Source organism: Prauserella sediminis (assembly GCF_014195435.1).
Taxonomy (GTDB): domain Bacteria; phylum Actinomycetota; class Actinomycetes; order Mycobacteriales; family Pseudonocardiaceae; genus Prauserella; species Prauserella salsuginis.
The window spans coordinates 3,325,471-3,345,216 of the sequence record NZ_JACIBS010000001.1 but is presented as its reverse complement, the minus strand read 5'-3'; the positions used below and the strand labels follow the sequence as shown (position 1 = coordinate 3,345,216).

The following is a 19,746-nucleotide window of genomic DNA, read 5'->3' as shown; positions in this document are numbered from 1 at the left end:
CGCCTGTCAGACCGACTGGCCGGCTGCGCGGAGTTTCGCGGTCGCTCTCTCGCGTTCGACCTCGTCGTCGTCGGTCAGCGCGGCGCGCGCGGCCTCGACGTCGACCTCCTCGCCCAACTCGGCGCTCTCGGCGAGGACGCTCACACGCTCGGCGGTCACCGAAAGGAAGCCGCCGTGTACCGCGGCCGTGACGGTCTCGCCGGCTGTCGTCGTCACCTTGACCACGCCGCCCTCGACCAGTTGGCCGAGCATCGGCTCGTGGCTCGGCATGATGCCGATCTCGCCTTCGGTGGTCTGCGCGACGACGAACGAGGCCTGGCCGGACCACAGCCGCCGTTCGACGGCGACCAACTCGACGGACATCTCAGCCACGTGGGGTCTCCTTCTTCATCAGCGCTGGCGCCAGTGTAACCGCCACGCTGTCCTTGCCAGGGGGTGAGTACGGAAGCGACGGGGCCGGGAGTCCCCGGCCCCGTCGCGCCGCATGTGTCACTCGAGGTCAGCCGGTCACTTGCCGGTGAGCTCGTGGTACTTCTTCTCCAGGTCCTCGAGGCCACCGATGCCCAGGAACGCCTGCTCCGGGTAGTGGTCGAAGTCGCCCTTGGCGATCTTGTCGAACGCCTCGACGGTCTCGGTCACCGGCACGGTCGAACCGGGCTGGCCCGTGAAGACCTCGGCGACGAGCATGTTCTGCGAGAGGAAACGCTCGATGCGGCGGGCCCGCTGCACCGTGAGCTTGTCCTCCTCGGACAGCTCGTCCATACCGAGGATCGCGATGATGTCCTGCAGTTCCTTGTACTTCTGCAGGATCCGGATGACCTCGGAGGCCACTCGGTAGTGCTCGTCACCGACGATCGCCGGGTCCAGAATCGTGGAGCTCGACGCCAGCGGGTCGACCGCCGGGAAGATGCCCTTCTGGAACACGCCACGCGAGAGCTCGGTGGTGGCGTCGAGGTGGGCGAACGTGGCCGCCGGAGCCGGGTCGGTGTAGTCGTCCGCCGGCACGTAAACCGCCTGCATCGAGGTGATCGAACGACCCTTGGTCGAGGTGATCCGCTCCTGCAGCACACCCATCTCGTCGGCCAGCGTCGGCTGGTAACCCACCGCCGAGGGCATGCGGCCCAGCAGCGTCGAGACCTCCTGGCCCGCCTGCGTGAACCGGAAGATGTTGTCGATGAACAGCAGCACGTCCTGGTTCTGGACGTCGCGGAAGTACTCGGCCATCGTCAGCGCGGACAGCGCGACCCGCATACGGGTGCCCGGCGGCTCGTCCATCTGACCGAACACGAGGGCCGTGTTGTCGATGGTGCCGTCCTCGCTCAGCTCGAGGAACATGTCGGTGCCCTCACGCGTGCGCTCACCGACACCGGCGAACACCGAGCTACCACCGAAGTTCTTGGCGATACGGGTGATCATCTCCTTGATCAGCACCGTCTTGCCGACACCGGCACCGCCGAACAGGCCGATCTTGCCACCCTGCACGTACGGGGTGAGCAGGTCGATGACCTTCAGACCGGTCTGCAGCACCTGCGTGCGGCCTTCGAGCTGGTCGAACGCCGGCGGGTGGCGGTGGATGGTCCAGTGCTCCATGTCGGAGCCGTAGCCGGGCTCGTCGAGGCACTCGCCCAGCGCGTTGTAGACGTGGCCCTTGACCTTGTCGCCGACCGGCACGGAGATCGCCGAGCCCGTGTCGGTGACCTCGGCGCCGCGGACGAGACCGTCCTGCGGCGCGAGCGAGATCGCACGGACCAGGTTGTCGCCGAGGTGCTGCGCGACCTCGAGCGTCACGGTCTTGCGGAGCTCGGCGAACTCGATCTGGACCTTGAGCGCGTTGTTGAGCTCGGGGATGTGGCCGCGCGGGAATTCCACGTCGACGACCGGACCGGTCACCGAGACGATGCGCCCCTTGACGGCAGCTTCAGTGCTAGTCATAGCTCAGTCATCACTTCCTACTGCGGCGAGCGCATCCACTCCGCCGACGATTTCGCTGATCTCCTGGGTGATCTGGGCCTGGCGGGCCTGGTTCGCCAGCCGGGTGTAGGTCTCCACGAGTTCGCTGGCGTTGTCCGACGCCGCCTTCATCGCGTTCCGCTGAGCCGCCAGCTCGGAGGCCGCCGATTCCAGCAACGCCGCGAAGATCCGCGTGTTGATGTATTTCGGCAACAGGGCGCCGAGCAGCGCCTCCGCGTTCGGTTCGAAGTCGTACGCGGGTGCGACCCCACCGCCTGCCTCCGCGGCACCGTCCTCACCATCGGTGTACTCGACCTCCAGCGGCGCCATCCGCTTGGCCACCGGTGTCTGCGTCAGCATCGACCGGAACTCGGTGTAGACGATGTGGAGCTCGTCCACGCCCAGTACCCCGTCCGGCCCCTCGGTGCCGCCCTCGTCGTCACCACCGGCGAGGAACGCATCGACCAAGGTCTCACCGACCTCGGCCGCGTTCTCGTAGTGCGGCTGCTGGGAGAACCCGGTCCAGCTGCCGGCCAGCTCCCGGCCACGGAACGTGTAGTAGTTCAGGCCCTTGCCGCCGATGACGTAGAGCTGCGGGTCCTTGCCCTGTTCACGCAGGAGCGAGAGGAGCTCCTCGGTGGCCCGCAGGACGTTGGCGTTGTAGCCACCGCACAGCCCCTTGTCACTGGTCACGACGAGCACGGCGACCCGACGTACCGGTTCGCGCTCGACCAGCAGCGGGTGGTCGAGGTTCGACGACGCGGTCGCCAGCGCGGAGAGCACCTCGGTGATCTCCGACGCGTACGGACGCGCGGCCTCGACCCTCGCCTGCGCCTTGCTGATGCGCGAGGTGGCGATGAGTTCCATCGCCTTGGTGATCTTGCCGATGTTCTTGGTGGACCGGATCTTCGACCGGAGCTCACGAAGCTGTGCCATGGCTACCGCCCACTACTTCTTCGGAGCCGGACGGTTCACCTTCACGGATTCCTGTCCGACCTTCTCGGCGTCCATCGCGTCGGCCTCGGCCTCGTTGAGCTGCTTACCCTCCGAGGTGGTGAAGCCCTTCTTGAACTCCGTGGCTGCGGCGGCGACCTTCTCGGCCAGCTCGTCGTTCCACTGTCCCTTCTCGCGGATCTCCGCCAGGACGTCCTCGTGCTTGTGCCGCATGTTCTCGAGCAGCTCGCTGTTGAACCGCGCGGTGTCCTCGACCGGGACATCGTCGAAGTGCCCGTTGGTGCCGAGGTACACGGTGACGACCTGCTGCTCGACCGGAACCGGCGAGTACTGCGGCTGCTTGAGCAGCTCGTACAGGCGGACACCGCGGTCCAGCTGGGCCTTCGAGGCCGCGTCGAGGTCGGAGGCGAAGGCGGAGAACGCCTTGAGCTCCTCGTACTGCGACAGGTCGATACGCAGCGTACCGGCGACCTTCTTCATGGCCTTGGTCTGCGCGTCACCACCGACTCGCGACACCGAGGTCGTGGTGTCGACGGCGGGACGCTGACCCGAGTTGAACTTGTCCGACTGGAAGAAGCACTGCCCGTCAGTGATCGAGATGACGTTCGTCGGAATGTAGGCCGAGATGTCGTTGGCCTTCGTCTCGATGACCGGCAGCCCCGTCAGCGAACCGCCGCCCAGCTCGTCGGAGAGCTTGGCGCAACGCTCGAGCAGACGCGAGTGCAAGTAGAAAACGTCACCGGGGAACGCCTCGCGGCCCGGCGGACGACGCAGCAGCAGCGAGATCGCTCGGTAGGCCTCGGCCTGCTTGGTCAGGTCGTCGAAGACGATCAGGACGTGCTTGCCCTGGTACATCCAGTGCTGGCCGAGCGCGGAACCGGAGTACGGTGCCAGCCACTTGAAGCCGGCCGGGTCGGACGCCGGGGCGGCGACGATGGTCGTGTACTCCAGGGCGCCCGCGTCCTCGAGGGACTTGCGCACCGCGGCGACCGTCGAGCCCTTCTGGCCGATGGCGACGTAGATGCAGCGGACCTGCTGGTTCGGGTCGCCGCTCTCCCAGTTGGCCTTCTGGTTGATGATCGTGTCGATGCAGACCGCGGTCTTACCGGTCTTGCGGTCGCCGATGATCAGCTGACGCTGGCCGCGGCCGATCGGCGTCATCGCGTCGATGGCGGTGATACCGGTCGCCAGCGGTTCGTCGACCGGCTGACGCTCGACCACCGAGGCTGCCTGCAGCTCCAGCGCGCGGCGCTCGTCCGACTCGATGTCACCGAGGCCGTCGATCGGCGTGCCGAGCGGGTCGATGACGCGACCGAGGAAGCTCTCACCGACCGGCACCGACAGGATCCGCCCGGTGCGCTTGACCTCCTGGCCCTCCTCGACCTTCTCGAAGTCGCCGAGGAGCACCACGCCGATCTCGCGCGGCTCCAGGTTCTGCGCAACGCCGTAGACGCCGCCGGGGAACTCCAGCAGCTCGTTCGCCATGGTCGACGGCAGGCCCTCGACGTGGGCGACACCGTCACCGGTGTCGACGACGACGCCGACCTCTTCCCGGCTTACCTCCGGGGAGTAACTCGAGACGTAGTTCTCGATCGCACTGCGGATCTCATCCGAGGAGATCGTCAGCTCCGTCATGTCGTTCCCGCTCTCACTTCGTGTCTTGCCACTGTGCAAAGTTTGTGTTGCGTCCGCGCCGTCAGCCCGCGAGCTGCCTGTGCAACGCCTCGATGCGACCCGCGACGCTTCCGTCGATGACCTCGTCACCGACGCGGATGACGAGCCCGGCACCCACCTTGTCGTCGACCTGGACGTGCAGGGCCAGCCTGCGCCCGTAGATCTGCTCGAGCCGCGCGGTCAGCTGCTCGCGCTGACCGCCGGTCAGCTCGGTGGCACTCCTGACGTACGCGACCGACTTCGAGCGGTACGCCGCGGCTTGCTCGACGAGCGCGTCGATACCGGTCGCGATGCCACGTCCACCCGGACGTGCCACGACCTGCTCGGCCAGTACGAGCGTGACCGCGTCGACCTTCTCGCCGACCAGACCGCGCAACAGCGACCGTCGTCCGGAGACGGACCCGACCTGGTCGGACAGCGCCCGCTCCAGTTCCGGTCTCGCCTCGACGATACGGGCGAGCTGGAACAGTTCCACCTCGACCGTGTCGAGCTTCCCGGCCTTGTCGGCGCTGATCAGCAGCGCCTTGCGGGCGACGGTCTCCAGGCCGTCCAGCAGCTCACGCGGGCTGGACCAGCGGCTGCCCACCACGGTGTCGAGCACGCCGAGGGCGGGTTCGGACACCTTGCCTTGCAGCAACGACCTGACGAGCCGCTTGCGGGCCTCGGGATCGGACGAACCGTCGCCGACGGACCGCCGCAACCCCACCTCCCTGGTGAGCAGTTCCACCACGGAGAGCAGCTCTTCCCCGACGGCGGACGGGTTCGTGCCCGCATCGCCGAGCACCTCGTCGAGACGGGTCTCGGCGAAGCCAAGAGCGTCCCGGCTCGCAGCATGCAGCGTCATGTGCGCCTACTCCTAGTTCCTGGCTCCGGCACCGTCGGCACCGGCGTCGAGTTCGGTGAGGAACCGGTCGACGGTGCCGCGCCTGCGGGCCTCGTCCTCCAGCGACTCACCGACGATCCGGCTGGCCAACGCCACCGAGTTCCGGCCGAGGTCGGCCCGCAGCTCAGCGACGAGCTGCGCACGCTGCTGCTGCAGCTGCGCCTCGCCCTGAGCGACGATCCGGCTCGCTTCCTGCTCGGCTTCGGCACGCAGTTCCGCCTTGATCGTCTCGGCCTCGAGCCGTGCGTCGTCGCGGATCTTGGCGGCCTCGGACCGTGCTTCGGCCAGCTGCGCCTTGTACTGCTCCAGCGCCTGCTCGGCTTCGGCCTGAGCCTTCTCCGCCTTCTCGATGCCGCCCTCGATCTTCGCGGTCCGCTCCTCGTACAGCTTCTCGAAGCGCGGCACCACGAACTTGCGCAGCACCCACAACAGAAGCAGGAAGGCGATCAGACCGATGATGATCTCGGCAACGTGCGGCATCACCGGGTTGTACTCTTCTCCAGCCGCCAGAATCATCGTCGTCTCCACTTCATCCTGTCATTACCGGCGTCGGCGGTCGCCGACGTCAGGCGAGGAAGAAGAGAACGAAGCCCAGCAGCGCCAGAACCTCGACCAGGGCGAAGGTGGTGAAGCCGATGTTCATCAGCTTGCCCTGGGCCTCCGGCTGGCGAGCGGTGCCGCTGATGACGGAGGAGAAGATCATGCCGACACCGATACCACCACCGATGGCACCGAGGCCGTAGCCGACGACGGCAAGGCCCGAGTTGATGCTGGTCTCTGCGGCCTGCTGGGCGAGAACAATGGAGCTCACGTGTTTTCCCTTTCCAACTTCGTCCGTGTTCGGTAACGGATGTCTTGTCTGTGGGTTCGGACGGACGTTCTCGTCGCTCGCGCGTGAGCCGTCCGGGATCTGAGGGTCGGTGCGGTTGTTCCTAGTGCTCGTCGGCCAGTGCCGCGCCGATGTAGTTGGCCGACAGCAGCGCGAAGATGAAGGCCTGGATCGACATGATCAAGACCTCGATGAACGTAATCGCGAGCGCTCCGCCGAACGAGAAGACGGAGAAGATCTTCGTGATGCCGTCGCCGTGGAGCAGCAGGAACTCCGCTGAGATGCCGAACAGCATGATCAGCAGATGACCCGCGAACATGGCCGCGAAAACTCGAATCGCGAGCGTCAGCGGGTTCATGATGAACTTCGTGAAGAACTCGATCGGTGTCAGCAGGATGTACACGGCCTTCGGCGCGCCCGGCGGAACCAGCTGGTGCTTCAGGTAGCCACCGAGCCCGTGCCGGCGGATGCCCGCGTAGTGGTACACGGGGTAGACCACCAGCACCGACAGTGCGAGCGGGAAGCCGATGTGCGACATCGTCGGGAACTGCAGGATCGGAACGATCCCGAACAGGTTGTTCACGAGGACGAAGCTGAACAGACCCAGAATCAGCGGTAAAAAGCGAAGGAAGTCCTTCGAACCGATCTGCTCCCGGGCAATGTTGTTGCGCCCGAAGTCGTAGAACGACTCGACCAGGAACTGTCCCTTGCCAGGCACGACGCTCAGCTTCCTGCTGGAGAGCAGGAAGAACCCGATGATCAGGACGACCGACAGCACAATCAACAGCATGGGTTTGGTGACCCAGCCGAAAATGGGAGGCAGATTAAACGCCTCGGCCGTCGGCGGCGTGAATTCGTCACCCGCGGCTAGTACCAGCGCGCCCAACTGGGCTCCTTCCGGTTCTCCCGGCCGGCGTTCACTCCGCCGGGGGAATCGATGCAACCTGGGCATAACGTACCGGATGCAGATCCGGTGCTATGCGGGGTGTCCCTTCACGTGAAGCAAGGGCAACCTTGGCGGGGACGTTATCAGCCCCGTAACAGCCCCAGCCGTACGGGCATACTTCTACGGTTTTGCAATGCCGCCGACCTGGAACTACGCCATGTCGTAGGGATTCGTGGAACGATTCAGTTGTCTTTCCCGGAACGCGTGTGCGCTGGGACGTCCGCGGCGGCCGTCGTGCCGGAAATGTCAGCAGCGTCACGTCCGGTGGGGACGCTGTCGACCGTCTCGGCGTCGTCATCGCCTGTCCCTCGGCCGGCCGGTTCGCCCACCTCGGCGCCCGGGTCGGCGGGCCCGGAACCCTCGGACTCGGCATCGGTGGGAGCGGACTGCGCCGGCGGGATGACCAGCGTCGGTGTCTTCGTGCGCTGGAAGGCGACGACCTCCCCCGCCGCCCACGCGACGACCACCACGAGCATGCCGAAGGCCAGTGCGGGCCTGCTGAACCCGTCGACGTCGCGCAACAGCAGCATGACGACCAGCAGCGCGGTCATCTTCAGCGCATATCCGCCGAGCGCGAAGCCCAGCAGCGAGTTCGGACCGCGCTGCGCGGCCATGCGCATCATCGTGATCGTCACCAGCGCCGACCCCTGACCGAGCACGACGCCGAAACCACCGCCCACCAGCCCAGCGGTGCCCGCGACCAGCACCGAGACACCCAGGGTGATCAGGCTGAGCGGCAGCGAGATCCGCAGCCCCCAGCTGAGCATGGCGTCGGCCAGCCGGTGCACCGACCGTGCATGCTCGGCACGGACCGCGGCGTCGGGCTCGGCCGGGGTCGCTGACTCGGTCTCGGCATTCATCGGATGGCCTTCGGATCGTGGACGTGGCGGACTGGGCGCAGCACCCCGGAAGCCGGTCAAGACCGCGCGGAGGGGCCTTCGCGCTGTCGTTTCAGTCTAGGGACTCCGGACACGGTCGCCGCGAGCAGCAGGCCGACGCAGGTCAGCCAGAACACCACGCCGGTGTCGAACAGCGTCACCGCGACGGCCCCGAATGCCAGCAACCCCGCCCACAGGTAGATCAGCAGCACGGCACGCCGCTGGGAGTGGCCGATCTCGAGCAGCCGGTGGTGCAGGTGCATCTTGTCGGCCGCGAACGGGCTCTCGCCCCGGCGGGTGCGCCGCACGACGGCCATCACGAGGTCCAGCAGCGGCAGGAACAGCACCGCCGCCACGACGAACAGCGGGGAGAGCAGGGCGACGACGTCGGTCGCGTCGAACGAGGTGTAGTTGATCTTCCCCGACGCCGAGGTGCTGGCCGCGGCCAGCATCAGGCCGATCATCATCGACCCCGAATCGCCCATGAAGATCTTCGCCGGCTGGAAGTTGTGGGGCAGGAACCCCAGACAGGCACCGGCCAGCGTCGCGGCGATCAGCGCGGGCGGATACGTCCCGACGTCCCCTCCGGACGAGGCGAGCAGGCCGAGCGAGAACGCGCACGTCGCGGCGGCGGCGATGAGCCCGAGACCGCCCGCCAGTCCGTCGAGGCCGTCGACGAAGTTCATCGCGTTGACCATCACCACGACGAGCAGCACCGCCAGCAGGCCGCCCTGGTTGCGGTCGAGGATCAGCACCTGACCGAGGGCTTCGCCCTCGCCGCCCCACGGCACCCAGAACGAGACCCACTGCAGGCCGAACAGCACCAGGATGCCGGCACACATGACCTGGCCTGCGAGTTTCGTCCAGGCGTCGAGCTCGAACCGGTCGTCGAGCGCGCCGATGAGCACGATCACCGCGCCGCCGATGAGGACGGCCAACGGGTCGTAGGAGTACTCGAACGCGCGGCGCAGCACCGGCAGCTGGTGTGCCAGCGCCATCCCGCCGACGACGCCGAAGTACATCGCGAGCCCGCCCATCCGCGGAATGGGCACCACGTGCACGTCGCGCTGCCGCGGTACCGCTACGGCACCGGACTTCATCGCGAACTTCCGCACGAGGGCGGTGAGCAGGAACGTCACGGCCGCGGACACGAGCGCGACCAGGATGTACTCGCGAATGGGCAGACCCGCCGTGGGAGTCACGGGCGCTCCGTTCCGGTGATTCCCCGGGCCCCGGCCCTGCGGCGAACCCCGGGGATCCGGTGGGTCCAGGCGAGTCGGTGGGAGGTCACGGCGGGCAACGCTATCGCCATACCGCCGACGTCACTCCTGCGGGCCGAGGTCGACGCCCAGCACCTCGGACACCGAGTCGGCCGTCACGGCACCTTCCCGCAGCAACACGGGAGCCGAACCGGTCAGGTCGACGATCGTCGACGGCACCGGCTCGCCGCTGGGGCCGCCGTCGAGGTACACCGACACCGACTCGCCGAGCTGCTCCTCGGCCTCCTGCGCGTTAGCCGCGGCGGGTTTGCCGGAGACATTGGCGCTCGAGACGGCCATCGGGCCGACCTCGCGGAGCAGCTCGAGTGCCACCGGGTGCAGCGGCATGCGGAGCATCACCGTGCCGCGGGTGGTGCCGAGGTCCCAGTTCAGGCTCGGCGCGTGGGGCAGCACGATCGACAGGTCGCCGGGCCAGAACGCCTCGATGAGGGCGCGCGCCTGCTGCGGCACCCCGAGCACGAGACCGTCCACTGTGGACCACGAGCCGACGAGCACGCCGACCGGCATGTCCGGCCCCCGGTGTTTCGCCTGCAGAAGTGCGCGCACGGCGGCGGAGTCGAAGGCGTCCGCACCGATGCCGTAGACGGTGTCGGTGGGCAGCACCACGAGCCGTCCCGAGCGGACCGATGCGGCCGCGGCCTTGAGTCCGTCGGTGCGGGAATCCGGGTCGCTGCAGTCGTAGACCACGCTCATGACCGGCAGCTTAGACCCGCCGGGGTCGGCCACTCGCAGCGGCGGTCGGTGCCCCGGACTGCGAACCGGCGGGCCGCCGGGTGCGGTACCGCGTGCGCCGTGGTGGACTCGACGCCGATGACGCCCATGACGACGCCCGAGGGAGCCGATGCGCAACCGGGCGTAGCGGGCTGGCACGGTCCCGCCGGGTTCGGCCGGACACTACTGGTCCTGCTCCCGCTGCTCGTGGCGCACGTGCTGGTCGACATCACGGCCTTGAGTGGCGGTCTCATGACGATCGTGTTCTGGCCGTTCGTGCTCGCCGGTTACGCCCTGATCTCCCTGCTCGTGTGGCTCATCGGGAGGCGCGGCACGAGATGGTCGGCGGGCAGGGCGGTGCTCACCGGGGTCATGGTCCATCTGTTCGTGGCACTGCCACTTTCGGCTGTCGCACTCGCGTTCCTCAACGAGGCACTGACGCAGTAGCGCACGTGTCAGCCACGCAGCGCGGTGGCGAACCGGGCACGGCCGGCGAGGTCCTGGTGATCGGCCACGTCGGACAGCACCTTCCGCGCGCGCAGTAGTTCCGGAACGGCACCGCCGTGGGTGTCGTCGTGTTCCATGGCGACGCCGCCGCCGGGTTTGAGCAGTCGCGCGGCCATGCCGACGACGTGGCGGATGACGGCCAGTCCTCCCCCCGGCGCGAACACGGCCTGTGGCGGGTCGTGGTCGGCGACCTCGCGCGACACGTCGGTGCCCTCGGGAACGTACGGCGGGTTGCACAGCACCAGGTCGACGAGCCCGTCGAGCTCGGCGAACACGGTCGGGTCGGTGACATCGCCGGAGTACAACCGGACGGGCGTGTCTCCCGTGGCGGCGCGCGCGTCGGCGTTGTGCCGCGCCCAGGCGAGCGCAGTGGGGTCGTTGTCGACGGCGTAGACGACCGCGTCGGGGCGCGCGTGGGCGACCGCGAGCGCGAGCGCGCCCGAGCCCGTGCACAGGTCTACGACCACGGGGTATTCACGCCCCTTCAGCAGCTTCAGTCCCCACTCGAGAAGCAGCTCGGTCTCCGGGCGCGGCACGAACACGCCCGCGCCGACGTCGACGGTGATGTCCCCGAGAGCGGCCCATCCGGTGAGGTGCTGCAGCGGCACCCGCTTGGCACGCTGTTCGACGACGCGGCGCATCGACTCGACGACGGGCGGATCGACCAGCGGCGTCAGCGGGAGTCGACCACGGTCGATCCCCAGCACGTGAGCCGCGATGAGCTCCGCGTCGTTGCGCGGCGAGGCCACACCGGCCTGCTCGAGGATGCGCGTCGCCTCCAGGATCGCCAGGCGGAGAGGCTGTCTGTTCACCCTTCTACCCTGGCATATTCGTCAGTCCTCGGGCGGGACGTGCCCCGCGAGTGCGGCTCCGGTGCGCCGCATCGAGCTGGTCCGGACCGCGCTCGGTGCCGGTAGGGAGTGGTGGACGATGCTGGGTACTTCCTCGGCGGTTCGGTCCGCTGGACGGATTCGCCGACCGCACGACGCGCTTCACCACGAGGTTCGGCCTGGGCAGAGGGGCTTGCGTCCGCCTCACTGTCTGCGGCTCCCACGCGGGCGGGCGCCGCGGGTCAGGACTGCGACTCGGCCATCCGCTCCTCGCGGTCGGCGGCCTGCAGCGCGTCGAGCACGGCGTCGAGCTCTCCTTCGAGCACCTGGTCGAGGTTGTAGGCCTTGAAGTTGACGCGATGGTCCGAGATGCGGTTCTCGGGGAAGTTGTAGGTACGCACCCGCTCCGAGCGGTCGACGGTGCGGATCTGTGACCGGCGCGCGTCGGCCGCCTTCGCTGCCGCCTCCTCCTCGGCCATCGCCTGCAGCCGTGCCTGCAGCACCTGGATCGCCCGCGCCCGGTTCTGGATCTGCGACTTCTCGTTCTGGCAGGACACGACGACGCCCGTCGGCAGGTGCGTCACGCGGATCGCGGAGTCGGTCGTGTTCACGCTCTGCCCGCCGGGGCCGGATGAGCGGAAGGCGTCGATGCGCAGGTCGTTCGGGTCGATCTCGACCTCGACCTCCTCGGGCTCGGGGTAGATCAGCACGCCCGCGGCCGAGGTGTGGATCCGCCCCTGCGACTCGGTCGCCGGTACCCGCTGCACCCGGTGCACGCCACCTTCGAATTTGAGCCGCGACCACACACCGTCCGCAGCCGGCTCCTTGGTCTTCAACGACACCGTGACGTCCTTGTATCCGCCCAGGTCGGACTCGGTGGAGCCGAGCACCTCGGCCTTCCAGCCGTGCCGTTCGGCATAGCGCAGGTACATGCGCAGCAGATCGCCCGCGAACAGTGCCGACTCCTCGCCGCCTTCACCGGACTTGATCTCCATCACGACGTCGGCGCCGTCGTGGGGATCGCGCGGCAGGAGCAGTTCGGTCAGCTTCGCCTCGAGCACGGGAATGCGCTCCTCGAGCTCCTCGGCCTCCTCAGCGAATGCAGGGTCGTCCGAGGCGAGCTCCTTGGCCGCCGCGAGGTCCGATTTCACGCCCTCGAGCTCGTGGACCGTCTTCACCACCGGCGAGAGCTCGGCGTAACGGCGACCCAATTTCCGTGCCCGCGCCTGGTCGGCGTGCACGGCCGGATCGCCGAGCGCCTCTTCGAGCTCGGCGTACTCGTCGAGCAGCCCCTTCAGGGACGCTGATTCCACTGCACTGCTCCTTCGTTGATCACCTCGCCGGGCGAGCCGCCTGGTCGGCGCGACTCGCGGGACTCCCGAACACCGGCGAGCCGAACCACTGGTGTCGCCGGACTACCGGAACCGGGATGCCGGGTCGTCGGACAACCGGGTCGCCGAAATACAAAGCGGCGCCCGTACCCGCCACACAGGCAGATACGGGCGCCGTCGGTGAAGCTACTTGGCGTCGGCCTTCTTGCCGCGCTTGCCGTAGCGCGCCTCGAAGCGGGCGACGCGGCCACCGGTGTCCAGAATCTTCTGCTTACCGGTGTAGAACGGGTGGCACGCCGAGCAGATCTCGACGTAGATGTGGCCGGAGTCCCGCGTGCTGCGCGTGGTGAAGGTGTTGCCGCAGCCGCAGACGACCTCGGTCACGACGTAATCGGGGTGAATACCGCTCTTCATGGTGTCCTCTCTTCGTGGTCCCGGGTCCTGCGCGAGGAAGGTGAACCGGGACCGGACGTCAGCGGGTCGATTCTGCCAGACGGCCCGTCACCACCTGCAACGCGGTCCGGGCCGCCGCCATTCCCACACGAGCACCCTGCGGATGCCACCAAGCCCCACACCCCAAGGGCACCTTCGGACATTCAACGCAGCCACGCGTCGGCGTGCCTGCGAGGGGTGGTGGTCGGGCCGGCGGGCGGGAGCCCCGAATCCTCCCCTCGCGATTGTCGACAACGCGAGAGTGGACGACGCCCCGGCGATAAACCCCCGAGCACACCTTGGTTGCGCCCACCCGTATCCCCCACCGCCCGACCGGACAAACGCCGCACGGCGGGCTCGACAGATACGGCGGGCTCGACAGCTGCAGCCACAGTGCACCCCGGGGCTCTTCGTAGCAGCGCTCGCGGTGTCAGACGAAGGCACTCAGCGCCGTCGCGGCGACACAGCCGGTCAGGCCGACGATCGTCTTCATCACGGTCCACGACTTCAACGTGTCGGCGACCGACATGCCGAAGTAGCGGTTCGCCATCCAGAAGCCCGAGTCGTTCACGTGGGAGAACGCGGCAGCACCGCTGGCGATCGCGATGCAGGTCAGGGCGACGACCGCGTCGCTGGCGCCCATCGTCGTGGCCAGCGGGGCGGTGAGCGTGGCACCCGTGATCATGGCGACGGTGCCCGAGCCCTGCGAGATGCGGATGATCGACGCGGTCACGAATCCGAACAACACGAGCGGCATGTTCATATCGCTCATCCAGCCGGCGAGCACGTCACCGATACCCGATTCGACAAGTAGCCCGCCGAACACGCTGCCGGCACCCGTGATGAGGATGATGACGCCGGCCGGACCGAGCGCCGAGGTCGTCATCTGCTGCAGCTCGTCCCTGGTCGCGCCGCGCCGGACGCCGAAGAAGTACAGCGTGTACAGGCAGGTCAGCAGCAGTGCGATCACGGGATGTCCGATGAACGCCAACGTGGTTCGGGCGGCGTTGTCCTCGGGCAGCACGGCCTCGCTGGTCGTGCCGGCGAGGATCAGCACCAGCGGCAGCAACAGCGCGCCGACGACGGCGCCGAACCGCGGCAGCGTGTCCGGGTCGCGCTCGTCGGCCTCACCGCGGGCGGCGTCGAGGTCGGCTGGCACGGGCACGAAGATCCGCTTCGAGATCCAGCGGCCGAAGACCGGCCCGGCGATCGCCATTGCGGGCAGGCCGCAGATCACGCCGAAGAGAATCACCAGCCCGAGGTCCGCGTTCATGATGCCGGCCGTGGCGATCGGCCCCGGGGTCGGCGGGATGAACGTGTGCGTGACGCTCACGCCCGCGCACAGCGGGATGCCGTAGAACAACAGCGACTTCCCGGTGCGCTTCGCGATCGTGTACAGCATCGGCACGAGGATCACGATCGCGACGTCGATGAACACGGCGATCGACACGAGGAAACCCGCGAACCCGAGTCCCCACGCGACATGCTTCTCGGAGAAGCGGTCGATCAGGGTCGAGGCGAGCCGTTCGGCTGCACCCGCCCGTTGGAGCACGTGCCCGAACACGGCACCCAGGCCGACGACGAGCGCGACCTGGCCGAGCCCGCCGCCCATCTCCTCGACGATGAGTTCGACGAGGTCACCGGGGCTGGTGCCGGTGGCGAGCCCGAACCCGATGCTCGCGATCAGTAGTGCGATGAACGCCTGCAGCCGAACCCAGATGACCAGGCCGAGCAGCAAAGCGATGGCGAGGACCGCTGCGACGAGCGTCCACGTCGTGGATGTCATGACATCACCATTGATTGTCTAAAAGGGACGGGTGGGTTGGGGAGAACGCCCGCGGCGGGACGCAGGCCGGGCCGCGCTCAGCGGGCGCGCGGCACCGAGGCCCGCTTCTGTTCGGCCTGCAGGAATCGGAAGTCGGCGCCGTCCTCGGCCTGGGTGACCTGGTCGACGAACAGTTTCCGGTAGCCGCGAGCCGGGGTTTCCGGCGGTGTCACGGGCTGCTGCTCACGGCGGGTGGCGAGTTCGTCGTCAGGCACCTCGAGCGAGAGCACGCGGTCGGCCACGCTGAGCCGCACGGTGTCGCCGTCGCGCACGTACGCGAGCGGACCACCGACCGCCGATTCCGGGGACACGTGCAGGACGATCGTGCCCCGCGCGGTGCCGGACATACGCCCGTCGGAGATGCGGACCATGTCCGTGACGCCCTGCCGGGCGAGCTTCTTCGGGATGGGGATGTAGCCGGCCTCGGGCATCCCGGGGGCGCCGAGGGGGCCGATGTTCTTGAGCACGAGTACGTCATCGGCGCGCACGTCGAGGTTCTCGTCGTCGATGCGCTCGGCCATGTCGGCGGAGTTCTCGAACACGACGGCACGTCCCGTGTGCTCGAGCAGTTCGGGCGTGGCGGCCGCCTGCTTCACGATCGCCCCACTCGGGGCGAGGTTGCCGCGCAGCACGGCGATGCTGCCCGCCGGGTAGATCGGGTCCTCGCGCGGCCGGACGACCTCCTGGGTGAACGAGGTGTCGCGGTCGGCGAGCTCCTCGCCGAGGGTGCGGCCCGTGATCGTGAGCGCATCCAGGTCGACCAGGTCGCGCAGGCGGTCGAGCAGCATCGGGATGCCACCCGCACGGTGCAGGTCCTCCATGTAGTGCGACCCGGCGGGTTTGAGGTTGACCAGCACCGGCGTCTCACGGCTGAGCTGGTCGAAGGTGGCGAGGTCGAGATCGAAGCCGAGGCGTCCCGCGACGGCCGCGAGGTGGACGATGCCGTTCGTCGAGCCGCCGAGGGCCAGCAGCACGCGCAGGGCGTTCTCGAACGACGACTCGGTGAGGATCTTGTCGACGGTGAGCCGTTCGCGCGCGATGCCGACGGCGCGGGTGCCGGTCTGCTCGGCGATGCGCATGCGGTCGGCGGTGACGGCGGGCGGCGTGGCGCTGCCGGGCAGGGCGATGCCCATCGCCTCGGCGATGCCGGCCATGGTGCTGGCGGTGCCCATCACCGAGCAGGTGCCGACGCTGCCGACCAGGCTCGAGTTGACCTCGGAGATCTCCTGGTCGTCGATCTCGTCGCCGCGGTACTTGCCCCAGAACGCGCGACAGTCGGTGCAGGCGCCGACCCGTTCGCCGCGGTGTCCGCCGGTGAGCATGGAACCGGTGACGAGCTGGATCGCGGGGATTCCCGCGGAGGCGGCACCCATCAGCTGCGCGGGGACCGTCTTGTCGCACCCGCCGATCAGCACGACCGCGTCGAGCGGCAGCGCCTTGATCATCTCCTCGGTGTCCATGGACATGAGGTTGCGCAGGTACATGCTCGTCGGGTTCGAGAAGCTCTCGTGCAGCGAGATCGTCGGGAAATCGACCGGGAGCCCGCCCGCGAGCATCACGCCTCGCTTCACCGCCTCGATCAGCTGCGGCATGTTGCCGTGGCACGGGTTGAACCCGCTGCCGGTGTTGACGATGCCGACGACGGTGCGGTCCAGCGCGTCGTCGGTGTACCCCGCTCCCTTGATGAATGCCTTGCGCAGGAACAACGAGAACCCGGAGTCGCCGTAGTTCGGCAGTCCCCGCGTCATGCCCTGAGTGGGGTCTTCCGCATCGCTCGCCCCGTCAGCCATTATCGACCTCATTATCAATAATCTAGTCAATGAAAACGGCGACATCTAACCACGGCCGTGTAGCGGGTGGCAACAGCCATGGGAAACTGACTCGCCCGCGCCGATACGTGATGGAGGTAGAGGCGAGTTGTCCCTGCTCGAACAACTGGAGGAGCAGATCGTCCTCGGGCTGCGCTATCCGAGGGAGCGGCTCGTGGAGGACGAGCTGATGCGGGCGTTCGCCGCGAAACGCCACGTGGTGCGCAGTGCACTGCAGGAACTCGAGAACCGGGGACTCGTCGAGCGGAAACCGAACGTGGGTGCGTTCGTCAAGGCCTACACATCACAGGAGGTGCGCGACCTCTATGCGGTGCGGGAGCTGCTGGAGGTCCACTGCGCGCGGCTGATCCCCGTACCGGTGCCGCCCGAGCGGCTCGACGAACTCGTCGCCATCCAGCGCAGTCACGACGCGGGCATCGACAGCGGTGAGCTGCGCGATGTGACGAAGGCCAACATGGAGTTCCACCGCGCCCTGTTCGGCCTGTCCGACAACACCGTCCTGGTGGAGGCGATCCGGAGGCACGCGCAGATGGCTCACGCGATCCGATCCGTCACCGTGACCTCGCCCGAGTATCTCGAGCAGAGCAGGCGCGAACACTGGGCGATGATCGAGGCGCTGCGCAACGGCGACACCGAGACGCTGGCCGAGACGTGCCGCGAGCACCTGCTCCCCTCCCGCGACGCCTACCTCAGCCGCCTGCCTCCTGCCGACTGACGCCCGCCCTCAAGGGCACCTTCGGGGCGCTCAACGCCACAGGGGTGTGCCCTGGGGCGCTTCCGGCGTGCCGACGCGAACGGCCCCTCGCCACACCTGGTGACGAGGGGCCGTTCGCTTGCGAGCCGCGGGCGCGGGTTACTGCTGCTCCTCCGTGCCCGGGGTGCTCTTCGAGATCTGCATCAGGAACTCGATGTTCGTCTTCGTCTTCTTCAACCTGTCGATGAGCAGGTCGATCGCCTGCTGCGAGTCGAGCGCGTGCAGCACCCGGTGCAGCTTGTGCGTGACGGCCAGTTCGTCCGGCGAGAGCAGCAGCTCCTCCTTGCGGGTGCCGGACGGGTTGACGTCGACCGCCGGGAACACACGGCGCTCGGAGATCTTCCGGTCGAGCTTGAGCTCGGCGTTACCCGTGCCCTTGAACTCCTCGAAGATGACCGTGTCACCGGTGGAGCCCGTCTCCACCATTGCGGTGGCGAAGATGGTCAGCGAGCCGCCGTCCTCGATGTTGCGCGCCGCACCGAGGAACCGCTTCGGCGGGAACAGCGCCGTCGAGTCGACACCACCGGAGAGGATCCGGCCGGACGCCGGGGCCGCCAGGTTGTAGGCGCGGCCGAGGCGGGTGATCGAGTCGAGCAGCACGACCACGTCGTGGCCCATCTCGACGAGGCGCTTGGCCCGCTCGATGGACAGTTCGGCGACCGTCGTGTGGTCCGACGGCGGACGGTCGAACGTCGAGGCGATGACCTCGCCGTTCACCGACCGCTGCATGTCGGTGACCTCTTCGGGACGCTCGTCCACGAGCACGACCATGAGGTGGCACTCGGGATTGTTCGTCGTGATCGCGTTCGCGACGTCCTGCATGATCGTCGTCTTACCCGCCTTCGGCGGCGAGACGATCAGGGCACGCTGCCCCTTGCCGACCGGCATCACCAGGTCGATGACCCGGGTCGTCAGCTTGTTCGGCTGCGTTTCGAGCCGCAGCCGCTCGTTCGGGTACAGCGGCGTCAGCTTCGTGAACTCGGGGCGCTTCTTGGCGACCTCGGACTCGAGCCCGTTGACCGAGTCGACCCGCACCAGCGGGTTGAACTTCTGCCGCTGCTGCTCGCCCTCCCGCGGCTGACGCACGACGCCGGTGATCGCGTCGCCGCGGCGCAGGCCGTGCTTGCGCACCAGCGACAGCGACACGTACACGTCGTTCGGCCCCGGCAGGTAACCGGAGGTGCGCACGAACGCGTAGTTGTCGAGCACGTCGAGGATGCCGGCGACGGGCAGCAGGACGTCGTCCTCGCGGATCTCCGTCTCGCCTTCGCCACGGCCGCCACCGCGACGGCGACGGTCCCGGTACCGGCGGCCACGGCGGCCGCCGCGGTCGTCGTCGTCCCGGTTGTCACCACGGTTGTCACCACCACGGTTGTCACCGCCGCGGTTGCCCTCGCCCTTGTTGTCGCCGCGGTTGTTCTGCTTGCGCTGGTCGCCGGATTCGTCGTCGGCCTTGTCCTGGCCGCCGTTGCCGTCACCGCGCGAGTTGTCGCCGCGGCCACCGTCGGCGTTGCGGCCGGAACCGCCACGACGACGGCGCCGTCCGCCGCCCTCGCCCTGCTGACCGGACTCGCCGTCACCGTCGGCCTTCTGCTTCGAGCCGCCCTTCTCGGGCTTCTCCGTCTTGTCGGCCTGCTCGGTCTTCTCGGCCTTGTCAGCCTTCGCCGGCTTGTCGGCGGTCTTCTCCGCAGACTTCTCCGCGGCCTTGCCTGCCGGCTTGTCGGTCCCACCCGCGGACGCGGTCTGGACCTTCTGCTCCGACTTGGCCGCCTTGCCGTTGGTGTCGCCGAGCGGCAGCGTCGCCTCGATGGCCTCGCCCGTGTCGTTCGACTCGGTGCCGCCCCGGGGCTTCTTGCTCTTGCCCTGGCGTTCACGAATGGCGGCGATCAGGTCCCCCTTGCGCATGCCCGTGGTGTCACCGATACCGAGTTCGGTGGCGAGGGCACGAAGATCGGCGATAACCATGCCGGACAGTCCGCCGGGACGCCGCTTCGGCGTCGACGCCGAGCCGCCCTGCGACTCCCCGTCACCCGGCGCTGCAGCCTGGGCACTCGCGTCGCCGCTCAAAAGATCGGTGTTACTCACACATGTCCTTCCTGACCGGTCCACTCCTTGTCGTTGGACCAGCGGACC

General features: G+C 68.2%; 19 protein-coding genes. 2 read left to right on the top strand and 17 right to left on the bottom strand.

Going from position 1 to position 19,746, the window contains the following annotated elements:
* Nucleotides 1-6: 6 nt before the first annotated feature.
* From FB384_RS15175 to FB384_RS15125, 11 genes are all read right to left on the bottom strand, one after another.
* Nucleotides 7-372, bottom strand: coding sequence for a F0F1 ATP synthase subunit epsilon (locus FB384_RS15175; RefSeq protein ID WP_258936604.1), 366 nt, complete (start codon nucleotides 370-372; stop codon nucleotides 7-9).
* Between the two features lie 135 nt (nucleotides 373-507).
* On the bottom strand, nucleotides 508-1,932 hold the full coding sequence (gene atpD, locus FB384_RS15170; protein WP_183783662.1) for a F0F1 ATP synthase subunit beta: 1,425 nt from the start codon (nucleotides 1,930-1,932) through the stop codon (nucleotides 508-510).
* 3 nt (nucleotides 1,933-1,935) lie between these two features.
* On the bottom strand, nucleotides 1,936-2,886 hold the full coding sequence (locus FB384_RS15165; RefSeq protein WP_183783661.1) for a F0F1 ATP synthase subunit gamma: 951 nt from the start codon (nucleotides 2,884-2,886) through the stop codon (nucleotides 1,936-1,938).
* A 12-nt stretch (nucleotides 2,887-2,898) separates the two neighbouring features.
* Nucleotides 2,899-4,539: a F0F1 ATP synthase subunit alpha gene (atpA, locus tag FB384_RS15160; protein WP_183783660.1), complete on the bottom strand. Its 1,641-nt coding sequence runs from the start codon at nucleotides 4,537-4,539 to the stop codon at nucleotides 2,899-2,901.
* 61 nt (nucleotides 4,540-4,600) lie between these two features.
* Nucleotides 4,601-5,422: a F0F1 ATP synthase subunit delta gene (locus FB384_RS15155; RefSeq protein ID WP_183783659.1), complete on the bottom strand. Its 822-nt coding sequence runs from the start codon at nucleotides 5,420-5,422 to the stop codon at nucleotides 4,601-4,603.
* Between the two features lie 12 nt (nucleotides 5,423-5,434).
* Nucleotides 5,435-5,977 carry a F0F1 ATP synthase subunit B gene (locus tag FB384_RS15150; protein ID WP_183783658.1) on the bottom strand — a complete coding sequence of 181 codons (543 nt, stop codon included), beginning with the start codon at nucleotides 5,975-5,977 and terminating at the stop codon, nucleotides 5,435-5,437.
* Nucleotides 5,978-6,026: 49 nt separating this feature from the next.
* The gene (locus tag FB384_RS15145; RefSeq protein WP_308216334.1) at nucleotides 6,027-6,263 is read right to left on the bottom strand and encodes an ATP F0F1 synthase subunit C; all 237 of its coding nucleotides are present in this window, start codon (nucleotides 6,261-6,263) and stop codon (nucleotides 6,027-6,029) included.
* A gap of 130 nt (nucleotides 6,264-6,393) precedes the next feature.
* Complete coding sequence (gene atpB / locus FB384_RS15140) at nucleotides 6,394-7,176, bottom strand: F0F1 ATP synthase subunit A (protein ID WP_183783656.1); 783 nt, start codon at nucleotides 7,174-7,176, stop codon at nucleotides 6,394-6,396.
* Between the two features lie 242 nt (nucleotides 7,177-7,418).
* On the bottom strand, nucleotides 7,419-8,096 hold the full coding sequence (locus FB384_RS15135) for a hypothetical protein (RefSeq protein WP_407676082.1): 678 nt from the start codon (nucleotides 8,094-8,096) through the stop codon (nucleotides 7,419-7,421).
* Nucleotides 8,097-8,152: 56 nt separating this feature from the next.
* Entirely contained in the window at nucleotides 8,153-9,316 is a 1,164-nt protein-coding gene (locus FB384_RS15130) for a glycosyltransferase family 4 protein (RefSeq protein ID WP_183783654.1), read from the bottom strand.
* A 120-nt stretch (nucleotides 9,317-9,436) separates the two neighbouring features.
* On the bottom strand, nucleotides 9,437-10,087 hold the full coding sequence (locus tag FB384_RS15125; RefSeq protein ID WP_183783652.1) for an L-threonylcarbamoyladenylate synthase: 651 nt from the start codon (nucleotides 10,085-10,087) through the stop codon (nucleotides 9,437-9,439).
* A gap of 117 nt (nucleotides 10,088-10,204) precedes the next feature.
* Between FB384_RS15125 and FB384_RS15120 the strand changes: the two genes are divergently transcribed.
* Entirely contained in the window at nucleotides 10,205-10,552 is a 348-nt protein-coding gene (locus FB384_RS15120; protein WP_183783650.1) for a hypothetical protein, read from the top strand.
* An 8-nt stretch (nucleotides 10,553-10,560) separates the two neighbouring features.
* Here FB384_RS15120 and prmC read toward each other — a convergent pair whose 3' ends face one another.
* From prmC to FB384_RS15095, 5 genes are all read right to left on the bottom strand, one after another.
* On the bottom strand, nucleotides 10,561-11,424 hold the full coding sequence (gene prmC, locus FB384_RS15115) for a peptide chain release factor N(5)-glutamine methyltransferase (protein WP_183783648.1): 864 nt from the start codon (nucleotides 11,422-11,424) through the stop codon (nucleotides 10,561-10,563).
* A 260-nt stretch (nucleotides 11,425-11,684) separates the two neighbouring features.
* A complete protein-coding gene (gene prfA / locus FB384_RS15110; protein WP_183783646.1) occupies nucleotides 11,685-12,755 on the bottom strand; it encodes a peptide chain release factor 1 in 1,071 nt (356 codons plus the stop codon).
* A 204-nt stretch (nucleotides 12,756-12,959) separates the two neighbouring features.
* Nucleotides 12,960-13,187: a 50S ribosomal protein L31 gene (gene rpmE, locus FB384_RS15105; protein ID WP_183783644.1), complete on the bottom strand. Its 228-nt coding sequence runs from the start codon at nucleotides 13,185-13,187 to the stop codon at nucleotides 12,960-12,962.
* Between the two features lie 448 nt (nucleotides 13,188-13,635).
* Complete coding sequence (locus FB384_RS15100; protein ID WP_183783642.1) at nucleotides 13,636-14,991, bottom strand: GntP family permease; 1,356 nt, start codon at nucleotides 14,989-14,991, stop codon at nucleotides 13,636-13,638.
* Between the two features lie 77 nt (nucleotides 14,992-15,068).
* Entirely contained in the window at nucleotides 15,069-16,820 is a 1,752-nt protein-coding gene (locus FB384_RS15095; protein WP_228726031.1) for an IlvD/Edd family dehydratase, read from the bottom strand.
* A gap of 127 nt (nucleotides 16,821-16,947) precedes the next feature.
* Here FB384_RS15095 and FB384_RS15090 point away from each other — a divergent pair, with 127 nt between their 5' ends.
* The gene (locus FB384_RS15090) at nucleotides 16,948-17,574 is read left to right on the top strand and encodes a GntR family transcriptional regulator (RefSeq protein WP_183783640.1); all 627 of its coding nucleotides are present in this window, start codon (nucleotides 16,948-16,950) and stop codon (nucleotides 17,572-17,574) included.
* A 138-nt stretch (nucleotides 17,575-17,712) separates the two neighbouring features.
* On the opposite strand, the gene rho is transcribed toward FB384_RS15090, so the two are convergent.
* Nucleotides 17,713-19,698 carry a transcription termination factor Rho gene (gene rho, locus FB384_RS15085; protein ID WP_183783638.1) on the bottom strand — a complete coding sequence of 662 codons (1,986 nt, stop codon included), beginning with the start codon at nucleotides 19,696-19,698 and terminating at the stop codon, nucleotides 17,713-17,715.
* Nucleotides 19,699-19,746 lie beyond the last annotated feature (48 nt).

Bases quoted from the DNA above. Each gene is read 5' to 3' on its own strand.
- atpA (WP_183783660.1), bottom strand. From the start codon at position 4,539: ATGACGGAGCTGACGATCTCCTCGGATGAGATCCGCAGTGCGATCGAG.
- FB384_RS15150 (WP_183783658.1), bottom strand. From the start codon at position 5,977: ATGATTCTGGCGGCTGGAGAAGAGTACAACCCGGTGATGCCGCACGTT.
- FB384_RS15095 (WP_228726031.1), bottom strand. From the start codon at position 16,820: ATGGCTGACGGGGCGAGCGATGCGGAAGACCCCACTCAGGGCATGACG.
- FB384_RS15165 (WP_183783661.1), bottom strand. From the start codon at position 2,886: ATGGCACAGCTTCGTGAGCTCCGGTCGAAGATCCGGTCCACCAAGAAC.
- FB384_RS15125 (WP_183783652.1), bottom strand. From the start codon at position 10,087: ATGAGCGTGGTCTACGACTGCAGCGACCCGGATTCCCGCACCGACGGA.
- FB384_RS15100 (WP_183783642.1), bottom strand. From the start codon at position 14,991: ATGACATCCACGACGTGGACGCTCGTCGCAGCGGTCCTCGCCATCGCT.
- FB384_RS15155 (WP_183783659.1), bottom strand. From the start codon at position 5,422: ATGACGCTGCATGCTGCGAGCCGGGACGCTCTTGGCTTCGCCGAGACC.
- atpD (WP_183783662.1), bottom strand. From the start codon at position 1,932: ATGACTAGCACTGAAGCTGCCGTCAAGGGGCGCATCGTCTCGGTGACC.
- FB384_RS15135 (WP_407676082.1), bottom strand. From the start codon at position 8,096: ATGAATGCCGAGACCGAGTCAGCGACCCCGGCCGAGCCCGACGCCGCG.
- rpmE (WP_183783644.1), bottom strand. From the start codon at position 13,187: ATGAAGAGCGGTATTCACCCCGATTACGTCGTGACCGAGGTCGTCTGC.
- FB384_RS15120 (WP_183783650.1), top strand. From the start codon at position 10,205: ATGACGCCCATGACGACGCCCGAGGGAGCCGATGCGCAACCGGGCGTA.